The sequence below is a fragment of the Paenibacillus sp. J22P59 genome, from assembly GCF_059383895.1.
This window is the reverse complement of record NZ_JBXENX010000013.1, coordinates 119405-133934: the sequence shown is the minus strand read 5'-3', so window position 1 is coordinate 133934 and position 14530 is coordinate 119405. Positions and strand designations below refer to the sequence as shown.

At 46.8% G+C, this 14530-nt stretch carries 14 protein-coding genes and 1 tRNA gene; 12 read left to right on the top strand and 3 right to left on the bottom strand.

Annotation, left to right across the window (positions count from 1 at the left end):
- Positions 1 to 196: 196 nt before the first annotated feature.
- The 3 genes from AC50YO_RS20970 (at position 197) to rdgB (ending at position 3534) form a co-directional block, all read left to right on the top strand.
- Positions 197 to 1966 carry a serine hydrolase domain-containing protein gene (locus AC50YO_RS20970; protein ID WP_494850125.1) on the top strand — a complete coding sequence of 590 codons (1770 nt, stop codon included), beginning with the start codon at positions 197 to 199 and terminating at the stop codon, positions 1964 to 1966.
- A 181-nt stretch (positions 1967 to 2147) separates the two neighbouring features.
- Entirely contained in the window at positions 2148 to 2885 is a 738-nt protein-coding gene (gene rph / locus AC50YO_RS20965; RefSeq protein WP_494850124.1) for a ribonuclease PH, read from the top strand.
- Between the two features lie 4 nt (positions 2886 to 2889).
- On the top strand, positions 2890 to 3534 hold the full coding sequence (rdgB, locus tag AC50YO_RS20960) for an RdgB/HAM1 family non-canonical purine NTP pyrophosphatase (RefSeq protein WP_494850123.1): 645 nt from the start codon (positions 2890 to 2892) through the stop codon (positions 3532 to 3534).
- An 86-nt stretch (positions 3535 to 3620) separates the two neighbouring features.
- On the opposite strand, the gene asnB is transcribed toward rdgB, so the two are convergent.
- Positions 3621 to 5465 carry an asparagine synthase (glutamine-hydrolyzing) gene (gene asnB / locus AC50YO_RS20955; protein ID WP_494850141.1) on the bottom strand — a complete coding sequence of 615 codons (1845 nt, stop codon included), beginning with the start codon at positions 5463 to 5465 and terminating at the stop codon, positions 3621 to 3623.
- A 136-nt stretch (positions 5466 to 5601) separates the two neighbouring features.
- On the opposite strand from asnB, the gene AC50YO_RS20950 reads away from it, so the two are divergent.
- From AC50YO_RS20950 to AC50YO_RS20935, 4 genes are all read left to right on the top strand, one after another.
- Positions 5602 to 5949, top strand: a complete 348-nt coding sequence (locus AC50YO_RS20950; RefSeq protein ID WP_494850122.1) for a hypothetical protein — start codon at positions 5602 to 5604, stop codon at positions 5947 to 5949.
- Between the two features lie 20 nt (positions 5950 to 5969).
- On the top strand, positions 5970 to 6314 hold the full coding sequence (locus AC50YO_RS20945; RefSeq protein WP_494850121.1) for a hypothetical protein: 345 nt from the start codon (positions 5970 to 5972) through the stop codon (positions 6312 to 6314).
- A 49-nt stretch (positions 6315 to 6363) separates the two neighbouring features.
- Positions 6364 to 6510 carry a hypothetical protein gene (locus tag AC50YO_RS20940; RefSeq protein WP_494850120.1) on the top strand — a complete coding sequence of 49 codons (147 nt, stop codon included), beginning with the start codon at positions 6364 to 6366 and terminating at the stop codon, positions 6508 to 6510.
- A gap of 141 nt (positions 6511 to 6651) precedes the next feature.
- Positions 6652 to 7260: a P-loop nucleotide/nucleoside kinase family protein gene (locus tag AC50YO_RS20935; RefSeq protein ID WP_494850119.1), complete on the top strand. Its 609-nt coding sequence runs from the start codon at positions 6652 to 6654 to the stop codon at positions 7258 to 7260.
- A gap of 23 nt (positions 7261 to 7283) precedes the next feature.
- Here the strand turns inward: AC50YO_RS20935 and AC50YO_RS20930 are convergent, their stop codons facing one another.
- Entirely contained in the window at positions 7284 to 8189 is a 906-nt protein-coding gene (locus AC50YO_RS20930) for a LysR family transcriptional regulator (RefSeq protein ID WP_494850118.1), read from the bottom strand.
- Positions 8190 to 8354: 165 nt separating this feature from the next.
- On the opposite strand from AC50YO_RS20930, the gene AC50YO_RS20925 reads away from it, so the two are divergent.
- Positions 8355 to 8846 (top strand): HPP family protein, encoded by a 492-nt coding sequence (locus AC50YO_RS20925; protein ID WP_494850117.1) that lies wholly within the window; start codon positions 8355 to 8357, stop codon positions 8844 to 8846.
- Between the two features lie 816 nt (positions 8847 to 9662).
- On the opposite strand, the gene AC50YO_RS20920 is transcribed toward AC50YO_RS20925, so the two are convergent.
- Positions 9663 to 9739, bottom strand: a tRNA-Arg gene (locus AC50YO_RS20920).
- A 240-nt stretch (positions 9740 to 9979) separates the two neighbouring features.
- Between AC50YO_RS20920 and AC50YO_RS20915 the strand changes: the two genes are divergently transcribed.
- The 4 genes from AC50YO_RS20915 to clpX all read left to right on the top strand — a co-directional run bounded on the left by AC50YO_RS20915 (position 9980) and on the right by clpX (position 14461).
- Complete coding sequence (locus AC50YO_RS20915; protein ID WP_494850116.1) at positions 9980 to 10969, top strand: hypothetical protein; 990 nt, start codon at positions 9980 to 9982, stop codon at positions 10967 to 10969.
- A gap of 89 nt (positions 10970 to 11058) precedes the next feature.
- Entirely contained in the window at positions 11059 to 12360 is a 1302-nt protein-coding gene (gene tig, locus AC50YO_RS20910; protein ID WP_494850115.1) for a trigger factor, read from the top strand.
- A 234-nt stretch (positions 12361 to 12594) separates the two neighbouring features.
- Positions 12595 to 13182, top strand: a complete 588-nt coding sequence (clpP, locus tag AC50YO_RS20905) for an ATP-dependent Clp endopeptidase proteolytic subunit ClpP (protein ID WP_494850114.1) — start codon at positions 12595 to 12597, stop codon at positions 13180 to 13182.
- 25 nt (positions 13183 to 13207) lie between these two features.
- Positions 13208 to 14461, top strand: a complete 1254-nt coding sequence (clpX, locus tag AC50YO_RS20900) for an ATP-dependent protease ATP-binding subunit ClpX (RefSeq protein WP_494850113.1) — start codon at positions 13208 to 13210, stop codon at positions 14459 to 14461.
- The last annotated feature ends 69 nt before the right edge of the window (positions 14462 to 14530 follow it).

Sequence of the window (14530 nt, the reverse complement as noted above, 5' to 3'; positions counted from 1 at the left end):
CAGAGGTGAAACCGCAAGTAAAGGGTTGATGAGCCAATTACTAACTTACATGGATGAGGTGCTTTAGATGAGAATGATATTAAAGGGTTTGAAGGTAATCCCGTGTATACTGGTCTTGAGTTTTTTGATGAGTACTATGAGTACATACATATCAGCGGAGGAAGCAGGGGGGGGACAGAAGGGTTTAGAAGAAGTGATGGATGAATATATGAACAAGAGCATGGAGGAATACCACGTTGCTGGTGCGTCTCTGGTCATCGTCAAGGATGGTAAGGTAATTCTCAAAAAAGGTTATGGATATGAGGATGTGGTGCGCCAGTCTTTGGTAGACCCGGATAAGACACTCTTCAGAATAGGTTCTGTGACAAAGCTGTTCACGGCTACAGCCGCAATGCAACTTGTGGAACAAGGAATGATAGATATCGATAAGGATGTCAATACATACCTTACTGATGTGAAGATTGACAACCCCTATGATACTCCTCTGACAATGAAGCAATTACTGACGCAAACGGGTGGTTTTGCAGAAAGTATGGAAGGCATCTACAGTGAAGAATTACTTGATTACACGATACCTTTGTCGGAAACGATCGATAAACATATGCCTCCGTTGATCCGCCGCCCAGGAGAGGTCATACAGTATAGTAATTATGGATACGCGTTGATTGGACATATCGTGGAACAAGTTAGTGGTCTATCATTTGGCGAGTACATGGAAGAGCGTCTTTTTAAACCTCTAGCAATGACGGAAGCCAGCTATAATTTAAGTCCCGATGTATTGCCAAAGATGTCAAAAGGATATGCGTACGATGGAAAGAGTTTTGTCGAAAAGCCTGTAGGTAGTATACTGGTGTATCCCGCTGGTTCAATCGTTGCTACTACTGAAGATATGTCCAAGTTCCTCCTGGCCCATTTGCAAAATGGTTCTGCTGTTGGCGGACGAATATTGGAGGAAAGCACTGCGCAGAGTATGCGAGAAGTTCATTTCACAGCTAATGTCGCCATGCCTGGATATGGCTATGGATTCTACCAAAATTTCAAAAATTATAATATTCTAATGCATGATGGCGATACGGATTTATATACGAGCCAACTTTCGATTCTTCCTAAAGATAATCTTGGTTTCTTCCTCACTTACAATACGCTTGATGATGGTAATTTGCGTGATGGTATGGAAGAGGAGATTTATAAATTTTTTAGTGTGGATATGAGTTCCAAGGTGAAGCCTGATAAAACTGGAGTTTTGTCTAATTCTTCTTCGGTAAACCCTAAATCATTCGAAGGCAAGTATGTCTTTGCACAGCGGATACTTAAAGGCCCTTTGAAATCTAGAGGGTTATTCTTAAAGATGGGTATCCGTACTGATAAAGATGGAAATGTAAAACTGAGTACATTTGATTCCAATGTCAGCGGAACATACGTAAAGACGGAAGATGGAACATACATTAAAGAGGGCACTAATCGTCGGCTTGTACTGAGGGAGGATCCAGAAGGCAATCAATATTTACTAGTGAATATGAAGACACCACTTCAAACCATGGAAAAATTAAGCTCGAAGGAAATAGTTATGGAAAGTATCATACGACCATCTGTATTCGGTATCGCTCTGATCGGATGTATTATCGCATTATTTCAGTTGTTCCGTAGAAAGAAAAAAAAGAAACTCGAGGGTGGCGCTCTTCATTCGAGACGATTATCAAAACTTCTTAACCTATTCATTCTGCTGCTAGGACTTGTAATGCTCATGGTTATGTTTACACAAAGCGATGATTTCCGTGCTGTAATTCTAATAGTAGGATATATAATTTCGGGGCTTATCGCTCTGACTTGCATTGGTCTAATCGTTATTTTACCAACTGTTTGGCTAAACAGAGAAGGCACTCTTTGGAATCGATCATTCTCTACCCTTGTTTTTCTAGCGGGCGCATGCACCTTGGTTTATGCTAATTTTTTAGATATGTTTTAATAATCAAGTGAAATATGGTTGGTCTCTTTGAACGTTAATTCGGTTATGGACGATTGGTTTTTGATTTTTTTGCAGAAGAGGTAGGAGTTATTATTAAGCTTGGCGGGTGCTTTTCGCGTATGACTTTGGTAAAATAGGAAGGATTGAACCAAGTCAACGAAACACTCAGGAGGAAACAGGCATGCGAATAGATGGTAGACAAACGGATGAGCTTCGTCCGGTAACCATAACAACAGGTGTGAATAAATATGCGGAGGGCTCCGTCCTTATAGAGTTCGGTGATACTAAGGTCGTCTGTACGGCTAGCGTTGAGGAGCGTGTCCCGCCTTTCATGAAGGGACAAGGCAAGGGATGGATTAATGCGGAGTATGCGATGCTGCCACGGGCTACTCATTCCCGTAATCAGAGGGAAGCAGCCAGAGGCAAGCTAACGGGGCGCACAATGGAGATCCAGCGCTTGATCGGACGGGCGTTACGATCCGTCGTTGACCTGCAAGCACTTGGAGAGCGTACGATTACATTGGACTGCGATGTTATTCAAGCAGATGGCGGGACACGGACAACGTCCATTACGGGTGCTTTCGTAGCCCTCTGCCTTGCTGTGAATAAGCTGTCCAAGACGGTGCAATTTGCCAAATATCCGATCACGGATTATCTCGCCTCGGTAAGTGTAGGAGTCATACAAGAGAAAGCCTTGCTGGACTTGAACTATGAAGAGGATTCCAAGGCAAAGGTCGATATGAATGTGGTTATGACTGGCAACGGCAAGTTTGTCGAAGTGCAGGGTACAGGAGAAGATGCGCCGTTCTCGCGGGATGAGCTGAACCAGCTGCTTGAGCTTGCGGAAGGCGGCATTCGCACGCTATGCGACAAGCAGCGCGAAGCTCTGGGCGAGCAGGCAAGCCGGATTGGAGGGTAAGCCATTGAGCCAGCTATCGAATGATACGATATTGATCGCTACGAAGAACGAGGGCAAGGTGAAGGAATTTGCCCATGCGCTCAACAAGCTTGGCAAACAGGTATCCAGTCTTAATGATTATCCGGCATTCCCGGATATTGTGGAGGATGGCGCTACGTTTGCAGCCAATGCCCGAATTAAGGCGAAGGCTGCAGGCGATGCTTTTCAAGTGCCCGTACTAGCGGATGATTCTGGATTGCGGGTTGCTGCGCTTGGCGGCGATCCGGGCGTGTACTCCGCAAGGTATGCCGGTGAGGGTGCAACCGATGAGAAGAATAATGCCAAGCTGCTGGAGGACCTTGCCCGGCTGGCGGCTCCTGAAGCGGGAGAGCCGCTTGCCGACGGTACAAGATTGCTTAGCAAGGGGCAATTCGTATGTGCATTAGCGCTTTATGATCCGAGCACAGGTGAGTTCATCGAAGCAGAAGGGACCGTGGATGGCCTTATTGCCAGCCAACCAAGAGGCAGTTTCGGCTTCGGTTATGATCCGCTTTTCTGGCTTCCGCAGCTGGACAAGGCAATGGCGGAGCTTACCAAGGAAGAGAAGCAGCAAATTAGTCATCGTGGTGATGCCTTAACTAAGCTGCTGGAGAAGATTAAACCGCTGTAAGCAAATAGAACGGGATTCAAAGAACCCCCGGCATTCAAGGAGCTTCCATAGAGGAGGCTGGTGAATGCCGGGGGTTCTTCATGCTGCTATTTGATGGTTACACCATACTCTTTAAGCCAAAGGTTAACCTGGTATAAATAAGCGAATAATTGCGGTCCCGACATTAATTGACCGAACCAAGGAATATTGGAGCTGGCGGAAGCTGATTCGGTGAGCTCCCGCACTTTTGGAACGTTGATCAGCGGGAGCAGCGGTGAGGAGGGATCATTTAATACATCCAAGAGCAGTGATTTAACAGCAGCTAAGTAATTAGGGTTATGCGTTTTGGGATAGGGGCTTTTTTTGCGAGTCAGCACATCATCGGGAAGAACTCCCCGAAGCGCCTTTCGCAGAATGCCTTTTTCGCGGTCTCCTGCCGCTTTGATCTCCCATGGAATATTCCATACATATTGGACCAGCCGATGATCACAAAAGGGTACGCGAACCTCAAGGCTGGCAGCCATGCTCATGCGGTCCTTGCGATCAAGCAAAGTAGGCATGAAGCGGGTAATGTTCAAATACGACATTTGCCGCATCTTACGGAGTTGCTCGCTTTCGCCCGCAAGATGTGGGACCTCTGCAATAGCATCGCTGTATCGGTCTCCTATATAATCAAGCGGCTTAATCCACTCGGCAACGTCTGGAGACAGAAGCTCTGCACGCATAGACGACGCTAGCGACCAGGGAAAGGTATTGGCATTAAGTGCTTCCTCACGGTGGAACCACGGGTATCCGCCGAATATTTCATCCGCTGCTTCCCCTGATATGGCAACAGTCGCTCCTTTTTTGATTTCCCGGCAGAAGAGCAGCAAGGAAGCATCCACATCGGCCATGCCGGGCAAATCCCGGGCGAGGGTCGCATCTTTTAATGCGGTGACCAGCTCAGGGGTGTCGAATTGGATCGAATGGTGGATCGTATTCAGATGGCTGGTCATTCTCTCAATCCACGGCGCATCGCTGTTGGGCTGGAAGGCATGAGCCTGAAAATGCTTGTCGTTGTCTGCATAATCGACGGAGTACGTATGCACGTTTCCTTGTCCAGTCTCCTCGTAATAGCGGACAGCAAGTGTAGTGAGTGCGCTGGAATCCAGCCCGCCAGACAAAAGGGTGCAGACTGGAACATCGGAGATGAGCTGGCGTCCAGTCGTGTCCTTGAGCAGCTCGCGAACATGCTCGGCTGTGTCGTCGATGTTTTCCTCATGAGGGAAGCTCTCCAGACTCCAGTATTTAGCAGAGCGCACGCCTGAACGAGTAACGGTCAAGCATTGCCCGGGGAGGACCTCGGTAATATGCTTGTAGACGCCTTGGCCAGGCGTTCTTGCGGGACCAAGAATGAACACCTCAGCGATTCCTTCTGCTCCTACCTCTGGTTTGACAGCAGGATGGGCAAGGATCGCTTTGGGCTCTGAGCCGAAGAGGAAGAGGCCGTCAACCGTACTGAAGAATAAGGGCTTAACGCCCAGTCTGTCGCGAGCGAGGAAGAGCTCTTGCTCTGTCACGTCCCATATGGCAAAAGCAAAAATGCCATTAAAACGCTCCACGCATGCTTTTCCCCATTCCATAAAGGAAACGAGCAGAACCTCTGTATCGCAATGCGTGGAGAAGGAGCGCCCGCGGCTCTCCAGTTCCTTGCGCAGCTCTAAGGCATTGTATAGCTCGCCATTATAGACGACCACATAAGTGTCATCGCCTGTTCGCCTGATCATGGGCTGCGCGCCGTTCTCGGGATCGATGACGCTCAGCCTGCGATGTCCAAGCGCGCAGTGGGCCGAGATCCAGGTGCCGGATGCATCGGGGCCGCGCAGGGCAAGCGTCTCGGTCATTTTCTCTAGATTATTGCTGTCATGGGTCAAATCTCTTGCCCAATCGATCCAGCCCGTTATTCCACACATTATGCTCATTCCTTTCTCTTGCTGGACTCCAGTAGTGATAATAACAAGGTATATGCTGAAAAAAGGGATAAAATGTCTGTCCAGAAGGGGATGCTAACAGAGTCTGATTTCTATGATTCAACAGGAGCAGGAAGGAGTGGAATGTATAACAATGGCTGAAGACAACACGCAGCAGGAGGAAGCAAAAACCTATTATATTTCTGTGCAAGCAGGACAAATTTTGGAGGATCCTACCGTTGCTGCTTATGAGCTTGTCATTCGGGCGAATGAGGAGGATCGGACTCGCCTTGAGGTGCTGTTCGAGGATTTATCGAGCATGGGTGAAGCGGAAATTGCCCATTTTGCCTATCATCCTTACGAAACAGCAAGTGACGAGCAGATCAATGGCGGCTCAGATGATTTAATTGTACAGATTTATCGCTTGCTGCATGAATGCGGTACACAGGAGACAAGGCAGCATATTGAGTCGATGAACCTTTTCTAAAAAGAAGGGAGGAGCAGGCGATGAAAGTGCTGGAGGCTTTCGTGCTGCGTGCGGTCGATCGGGACGGCATCCGCTGTGTGGAGGTAGAGGTGAAGACAGACAGTGCGGCGGTGCCCAATGCGTTGGTCTATTTCTCGAGAGCCGTAGACAGGGATTATGACATGCAGGCCATCATTCGCACAGAAGCAGATTTCGAGGTGGACTGGTTCGACAATTCGATGCATCGTGCCTACGAGAATGTTCTGAATGAGTGGTTCGCGAATGTGGATATGAATACGAACATTGGAGCGCGCGAAGCGTTCAAGGAGCAGGTGCTCGCCAGCGGAGAAATAAGGAAGCAGCTTGCCTTGCTGTTGGAAGGGTAAGCGGGATGAATAATTGGAATGATAAGAAGGAGGGGAGGTGCGTAAGACGATGTCCCAATCTCAGAAAGATAAGAGCAAAAAGTACAAGATCAATCCAGAATTTGCTGATCAGGTTATCGCGAAGAATGAAAAGCATGATGCGCAGAATAATCCTAGCGGCAATAGCGGAGGCAATCGACGCTCGGGCAGACATTAAGGACGATGGAAAAAGGGATGGCAAAAGGCTCAAGGCCTATTTGCTATCCCTTTTCTCTTTTTTTGACATACCCAAAAGGGGGAAAGAAATGATACAATTAGTCGAATTATACACCAGAGAGCGGAATGAGGACGTGAGCATATGCAGAAATTGGTATTTTTTGTAGGGGTAGCAGGAACAGGCAAGACCACCGTCGCGAGAAAGCTGGCCGAACGAATTCCAGCAGCATTTCTTGACCGGGACACGGTAGGCGGCAGATTCGTGGAAGCGATGCTGGAGAAGAATGGACTGGACAAGAATGATCGGGATTCCGATTATTACAAACAAAATTTACGTGATTTGGAATATGACACGACAAAAGATATTTGCATTGAGAATCTCGTTGCAGGCCAGAATGTATTCATGATTTCTCCCTTTACAGCGGAATTGAAAAATAAGGGCTGGATCGAGGAGGTTCTTGGGGCAGCTGGATTAACACGGCAGCAGGTAGCGGTTAAGGTGATTGTCGTTACGCTGGACGATATGGATTTGCAGAAAAACAGAATTGTCGCTAGGCAAACCGACCGTGATCAATGGAAGCTTGATCATTGGGCGGATTTTGAGAAGAGAGTTCACTTTGTGCCAGATATTCAGTGGGAGATTCCGCAATCCTCTATTCTGATCTATAATAATAGCGGATCTATTGGCGAAGCTCAGGTAGAGAAGCTGTATCAATTCGTTGAAGATGTATCAGCACTTTCAGACAATTAATCCAACTGCGGCCAGCCTCTCTTTTATAGAGAGGGTTGGCCTTTGCTATATAGCTCAGTGATTACTTCGACAAAGGCTCTGCCCGCGGCTTCAAGACTGCGCCCCTTGCGAACCACAAGCCCATGATTAAGCGTGGAAGGTTTGTTCAAGGGCAAGGTGCACAACGTTCCTGAGGCGAGCTCGGCTCTGACGTTAGATTGTGGTACGAAGGACAGTCCCATCCCATAGAGAACGGTTTGCTTAATCAGTTCAATACTCGGAAAAGTAAGCTGATCCATTGCGGGAAGATCGACCAATTGCAGAACTTCCCTGCCTTCAGCATGGTACACGCATTGCTCGCCAAAGCTGATGAATGCCTTATCCTGCAGGCCTGCCCAGCTTCCCTGATTGAACCTTTCGCGGAGATCAGGGGAGCAGATGAGGACCAACTGCTCCTGCACAAGCGGAGTGAATACCAGTCCCTCATGATGCGGATCTTGTGGGACAATGCCGAGCTCTGCACGATTCTGCAGCACTTGCTCGACAATATGAGGCATTAGTCCCGTCGTTAAGTTCAGCTTGATTAACGGGTAACGTTGTAGAAATACGGGAAGTACCTGTGGCAGGTAAGCCACGGCGAATGATTCCAGAGCCGCTAATCTAACCGTCCCGCTCGGGAAGTCAGATTGCTGCAGCGCTTCCTTCAAGGAGCTGCCTAGCGCCATGAATTCATAGGCGTAACGGGATAGGCTTATACCTGCCTCAGTAGGCTCGACGCCGCGTGGAAGGCGATTGAACAGTTTTCTACCGCTAGCCTCTTCCAGTTGTTTGATATGGGTTGTGACTGTTGATTGGACATACCCCAGTCTGTCAGCCGCACGGCTGAAGCTTTGCTCTTCAAGCACAGCGATGAAGGTATGGAATAGACGGCCCTCCAGCATGTCCAGCATGTATAACTTGACCTCCCTATTGATATTTCATAATGAAATGGGATCTATTGATAATATTCAATATTGGAATATGTAAATGATGATATCATGGCAAAGAGATACGAAGCAGCACTTATTTTACCTGTCATGGAATAGTAAAGTAGATGAAGGGAGAGGGGAAGGCGGATGCAATATTTGAAAAGCAGGCATATGAAGCATCTCGCAGCACCTATTGGGGCTGCTCTAACGGTTGCCTTATTGCTTAATCTAGGAGACCTTTTATCAGTGGTGATGCTGATGGCGCCTTTCGGTGCCAGCTGTGTGATTGTTTTCTCACTGCCAGACAGCCCGCTTGCAAAGGCGCGCAATATTATTGGTGGCCACCTCATAAGTGCAATTATAGGTCTTATAATGCTTCATGTAATGGGTTCTTCGACGTGGGCAATCGCCATATCGGTAGGCTTGTCGATTCTAGTCATGCAGTTAACAGGTACGATGCATCCTCCGGCAGGGGCGAATCCGGTCGTTATTATACTTGGCGGGGCATCCTGGTCGTTTTTGTTTACGCCAGTGATGGCGGGAGCTGTATTGATTGCTTTGCTGGCTTACGGCTATCGCGCCATGAATCGCGCTGCGGCTGCTTCGATGGAGCAGCGCAGTCAGGAAGAAGCTGGATAATAACAGCAAATAGGGTGCTCTCCCCAAAAGTAGCTTTGCTCACTTGAAGGACAGTTCGCTTAATGGAAATTTAGTGAAGTGAGAATATAAGAAATGGCGATGCTAGGGTTATTCCTGCACCGCCATTTCTGCTGTTTGGTCTATTGCTGTCTTCTTAAGCAAATTGTAGGCGAGGGAAAGCTACTTGACCTCAAGGCTCAATTTTTGACAGTCCTCAAAGCAGAAAACGCCAGCTGTATTTGAGTTATCCAAACACATACCCGGATTTAATCCTTCTTCGAATTGCTCGCATGTTTTTTACTTCGATTATGCTGCTTCCTTACTTCCTATCCGGCTTTCATTCGTTTTCTTCCTTTGTTTTCGCCCTGAAAAGGAAAGGGCTGGCACGAAAAGGTAGGCTCCCAAGCCAGAGAAGGAATGTCATGTATAATTTATTGAATACATTTGCTCTATTTCTTAGTTCATACAGGTAAAAAGGAGCAACAGTGAAGCGATGTTCCTTAGTCGAGAAGATCGGTTTTCGACTACTGAGTATAGATGACGTTATCTCCGATACGTCCCCAGATTATGCTTATTATTACGAAAAACGCTTCCTAAAATAGGGTAAGTTCTTCATATGCACCATCTGTAGCGTAAGGAATAAAGTTCCTAGATCTTTAAGAGATTTAAGTCCTTCTACCTTTGAAAATACCTGTAAAGGAAAGGGGCTGTCCCAAAATCAAAATGATTTTTGGGACAGCCCTTTATTTTATCATTTATTTTTGTGCAAAATAAAAAAAAACCGCGATAAAGTTCGCGGTTGAAATGTTGGACAAATGGCGTCCCAGAAGGGATTCGAACCCCTGACCGACGCCTTAGAAGGGCGTTGCTCTATCCAGCTGAGCTACTGGGACATGTAAGAAATAATATAACATGCGAATATGTATTTGGTCAATAGGAAGTTTAAAGTTTTTTGGTTTAACTTATATTCCCACTAAAGCCTGTTGAATTTCGCTTGCATAATATAGCATATTGTCGCTATACAATGCAATACCTAATTCATAATTTAATGATCACGAGCGATATTTAATCCTAAGTTTTTATCTTGGCTTCTTCCATGGTATAATCTAACGCAAGCAAAGAGTAGACGCTAGATGAGGTTTGACCGACAAGGCGGTGGTATCATAACAACTCCTAATGGCACACAGAACGAGAACAAAGACAATAACCTTTATTTATTCCCGACTATGCTGGACCATTATCAGATTCAGCTTACGCGAATGCTGGAATCGGAACAGTATGGGGAAGCAAAAGCTCTTCTGGAATTTCTTCTCCAGTGCAAGGGGGAGGATGAGCGTCACTACGAAGAGTGGGCAAGCCTGCTTTCGTGGCTGGATATGGCTTTTCCTGAGGATGGGAGCTTAAGGGATGGAATGCCCGCCTCTTTTGTAAAGCAAGATGAGGATGAGAATGAAGATTCGTTGCGCGAGCAGCTGCTGAATCCTCCAGAACAAGATGAGGGCTACATTAAGCAAGTGCTGTATATTATGGAGCATCATCCGATGATGGATCAGCAAATACTTGCATTAGAACGCGCAGCCTATATTCGATCGCAGGAAGTGGACAGCATGATTATCCACTGGCTGACGACGTCGCAGGATATTCATCCTGTCGTACAGTTCAAAGCACTGCAATGTTTGCGCAAGCGGGAAGCTGCTGGTATCATCAAACTGCACAGAATGGGAGAGCTTGTAGAGCTGGATATCGAGGCAACACCGCTCTCGATAGAAGGTTTTCCGCAGCCTATTAGCCGCATACTTGAACGAGTAGAAGCTGTAGTCGAGACGGATGACCCAACCCTTCCTCATTTTGCCAGAGAGCTTTGGAAGGAAAGTTTGCAATTTATGTATGGCTCATCCGCGTATTTGTGGATGCTAAGGGATGACGACGAGACGGTGGATTGTTATGCTGCTGCGCTGCATTTGACGCTGCTGCTCACAGTTTACGGCTCGGCGAATGACGATGATATTCGCGATACATACGGAATTACGGGATCGTTAAGATTCCGATATGAGCAAGCATGCAGGACCCTTCGACAGGTCGCGGTTATGCAGCAATCAAATGAGGATGATCCTCAGTCTTGAATTGCGAGCTTATGTTGTTTATAATAGAATGGTTTATGAGAATGTGAAAACTACGGATATATGCGTAATTTTGGAGGGGAAAGCATAAAATGAAAGCAACTTGGGAAAAAATAGACAAGAACGTCGTATCGATTGAGGTAGAAGTAGGAGCAGAGAGAGTCGCAACAGCACTTGATCTGGCTTTCAAGAAAGTAGTTCAAAAAGTAAATGTACCTGGTTTCCGTAAAGGCAAAGTACCACGGGGCATCTTTGAATCCCGTTTCGGCGTGGAGAGCCTGTACCAAGATGCAATCGACATCCTGCTTCCAGATGCTTACACTGAAGCGATTCAAGAGCATAACCTTGAGCCTGTTGACCGTCCGGAGATTGATGTTGAGCAATTCGCTAAAGGCGAATCCTTCAAATTCAAAGCTAAAGTTATCGTGAAGCCTGAAGTTCAGCTTGGCGACTACAAAGGCCTTGAAGTGCCGGCTGTAGAAGTAACAATTGGCGAAGAAGAAGTGAACGCTGAGCTTGAGCGTCTTCAACAACGTCATGCAGAGCTTGCTGTAATTGATGAGGGTGCTGCTATTAGCGGCGACATCACTGTAATTGATTTCGATGGTTATGTAGATGGAGAGCAATTCGAAGGCGGCCAAAGCGAAGGCTATTCGCTTGAGCTGGGTTCCAATTCTTTCATCCCAGGCTTTGAAGATCAAGTAATCGGCATGCAAGTTGGCGACTACAAAGACGTAGAAGTGACATTCCCTGAGGCTTACCACTCTGAGGATCTGGCTGGCAAAGCAGCAATTTTCAAAGTGAAGCTTCACGAAATCAAACGTAAAAGCTTGCCTGCTCTTGACGATGAGTTCGCTAAAGATGTAAGCGAATATGACACGCTCGAAGAGTACAAGCAAGAGCTGATTGGCAACCTGAAGGAAGCTAAGCAAAAAGAAGCAGAGCAAGCGCAAGAAACAGCTGTAGTAGCCAAAGCGACTGAAGCATCCGAAGTGGAAGTTCCAGAACCGATGATCACTACAGAAGTAGATTTCATGGTTCGCGATTTCGAGAACCGTCTTCGCATGCAAGGCATGAACATGGATCTGTATTATCAGTTCTCCGGCCAGAATGAAACGGTTCTTCGCGAGCAAATGCGCTCGGATGCTGAGAAACGCGTTCGCAACAACCTGGTTCTGAGTGCAATTGCAAAAGCAGAAGGCATCTCCGCAACTGATGAAGATGTGAACGAAGAGCTTGAGAACTTGTCCAAAGCTTACAACCGCCCTGCGGAAGAGCTTCGTGAAGTATTCGAGAAGAACGGCAACATCGACAGCCTGAGAGAAGATGTTGAGCTACGCAAAACAATCAAATTCTTGCTGGATAACAGCAAGACAGTAGCTGCAACAGCATAACATAAGGATTAAATTAAATAGGTTTTACCGAAGATAAGGCACGTCATCGTTAAGAGATACGTGCCTTATTTTTAACCTACATAACTGTTCGTGTTTCAAATGGAGACAGATCTCCACACATATCGTTCGTACATTGCCGCATACTGTGTAGTATTGGAAAAATGACATCGCAGATTACACATGTTACAATATGGTCTAAGCATTTAAAGTCAAAAACGAAAAGAGGTTGGTCGCATGAATCTGGTACCTATCGTAGTCGAACAAACAAATCGTGGGGAACGGTCTTACGATATTTACTCGCGTCTGTTGAAGGACAGAATCATTTTTCTCGGGAGCGCTATCGATGATGATGTAGCAAACTCAATCATTGCGCAGCTGCTTTTTTTGGCGGCCGACGATCCGGAGAAAGACATTCATCTGTACATAAATTCTCCTGGCGGTTCCGTAACAGCCGGCATGGGTATTTTTGATACGATGCAATATATTAAGCCAGAAGTGTCTACGATTTGTATGGGAATGGCGGCAAGCATGGGTTCGCTCCTGCTTACAGCCGGAGCCAAAGGCAAACGGTTTGCTCTTCCTAATGCAGAAGTGATGATTCACCAGCCGCTAGGCGGAGTCAGAGGACAGGCGACGGATATCAAGATTCACGCAGACTGGATTCTCAAAACGAAGCAAAAGCTGAATCAAATTTATGTAGATCGTACAGGACAGCCTTATGAAAAAATCGACCGTGATACGGACCGTGATTATTTCATGAGCGCGGAGGAAGCCCTGAATTATGGTCTAATTGACAAGGTGATTACAGCTCCAGTATCGTAATGACTGAATTGAAGGGGTGAAAAGCATGTTTAAATTCAATGACGAAAAAGGCCAGCTTAAATGCTCGTTCTGCGGTAAATCGCAAGAGCAAGTACGTAAATTGGTTGCCGGTCCCGGCGTTTATATATGTGATGAGTGCATCGAGCTTTGCACCGAAATTGTTGAGGAAGAGCTCGGTCATGAGGAAGAGCTTGATATGAAGGATATTCCGAAGCCGATGGAGATCCGTGCCATTCTGGATTCTTATGTTATCGGTCAGGAATTTGCTAAGAAATCTCTTTCTGTTGCAGTATATAATCACTACAAGCGGATTAATTCGCAAAGCAAGATTGAAGACGTTGAGCTGCAAAAGAGTAATATTTTGCTTGTAGGCCCAACTGGCTCTGGTAAAACACTTCTTGCTCAAACGATGGCTAGAATACTAAACGTTCCTTTCGCAATTGCAGATGCAACTTCGTTGACTGAAGCGGGTTATGTTGGGGAAGACGTTGAAAATATTTTGCTCAAGCTTATTCAAGCTGCGGACTATGATGTGGAGAAGGCGGAGCGCGGTATTATCTATATCGATGAGATCGATAAAGTGGCTCGCAAATCCGAGAATCCATCCATTACCCGTGACGTATCGGGCGAAGGCGTACAGCAAGCTTTGCTCAAAATTTTGGAAGGCACGGTTGCTTCAGTACCACCGCAAGGCGGTCGTAAGCATCCGCATCAAGAGTTCATTCAGATCGACACGACCAATATCCTGTTCATTTGCGGGGGCGCGTTCGATGGTCTGGAGCAGCTAATTAAACGCCGGATCGGCAAGAAAGTCATCGGCTTCAGCTCTAATGGCGAAGCGCAGAAGGACTTGAAGCCGGGCGAATATTTGTCAATGGTATTGCCAGAGGACTTGTTGAAATTCGGACTTATTCCGGAATTCGTCGGTCGTCTGCCAGTTATCTCTACGCTAGAGCCTCTTGATGAGGAAGCATTAATGCGTATTTTGTCCGAGCCGAAGAATGCTCTGGTTAAGCAATATCAGAAGCTGCTCGAAATGGACAATGTGAAGCTTGACTTTGAAGCAGGCGCGCTTGAAGCAATTGCCAAAGAAGCGATTAAACGGAATACAGGTGCTCGCGGCTTGCGTGCGATCATTGAAGGCCTTATGCTTGATGTGATGTACGAGGTTCCTTCACGCGACGATGTGAATACTTGTCTGATTACCGAGAAAACGGTGAATGACAAGATCATGCCGGAACTGTCTGCGAAGAAGGGCAAGAAGGAAGAAAGCGCCTAATCCAGAATTCATTACCGTCAATGTCTCCACCCCAGAAGGGCGGCTTAGGCCGCCTCACCCAGGGTGGAC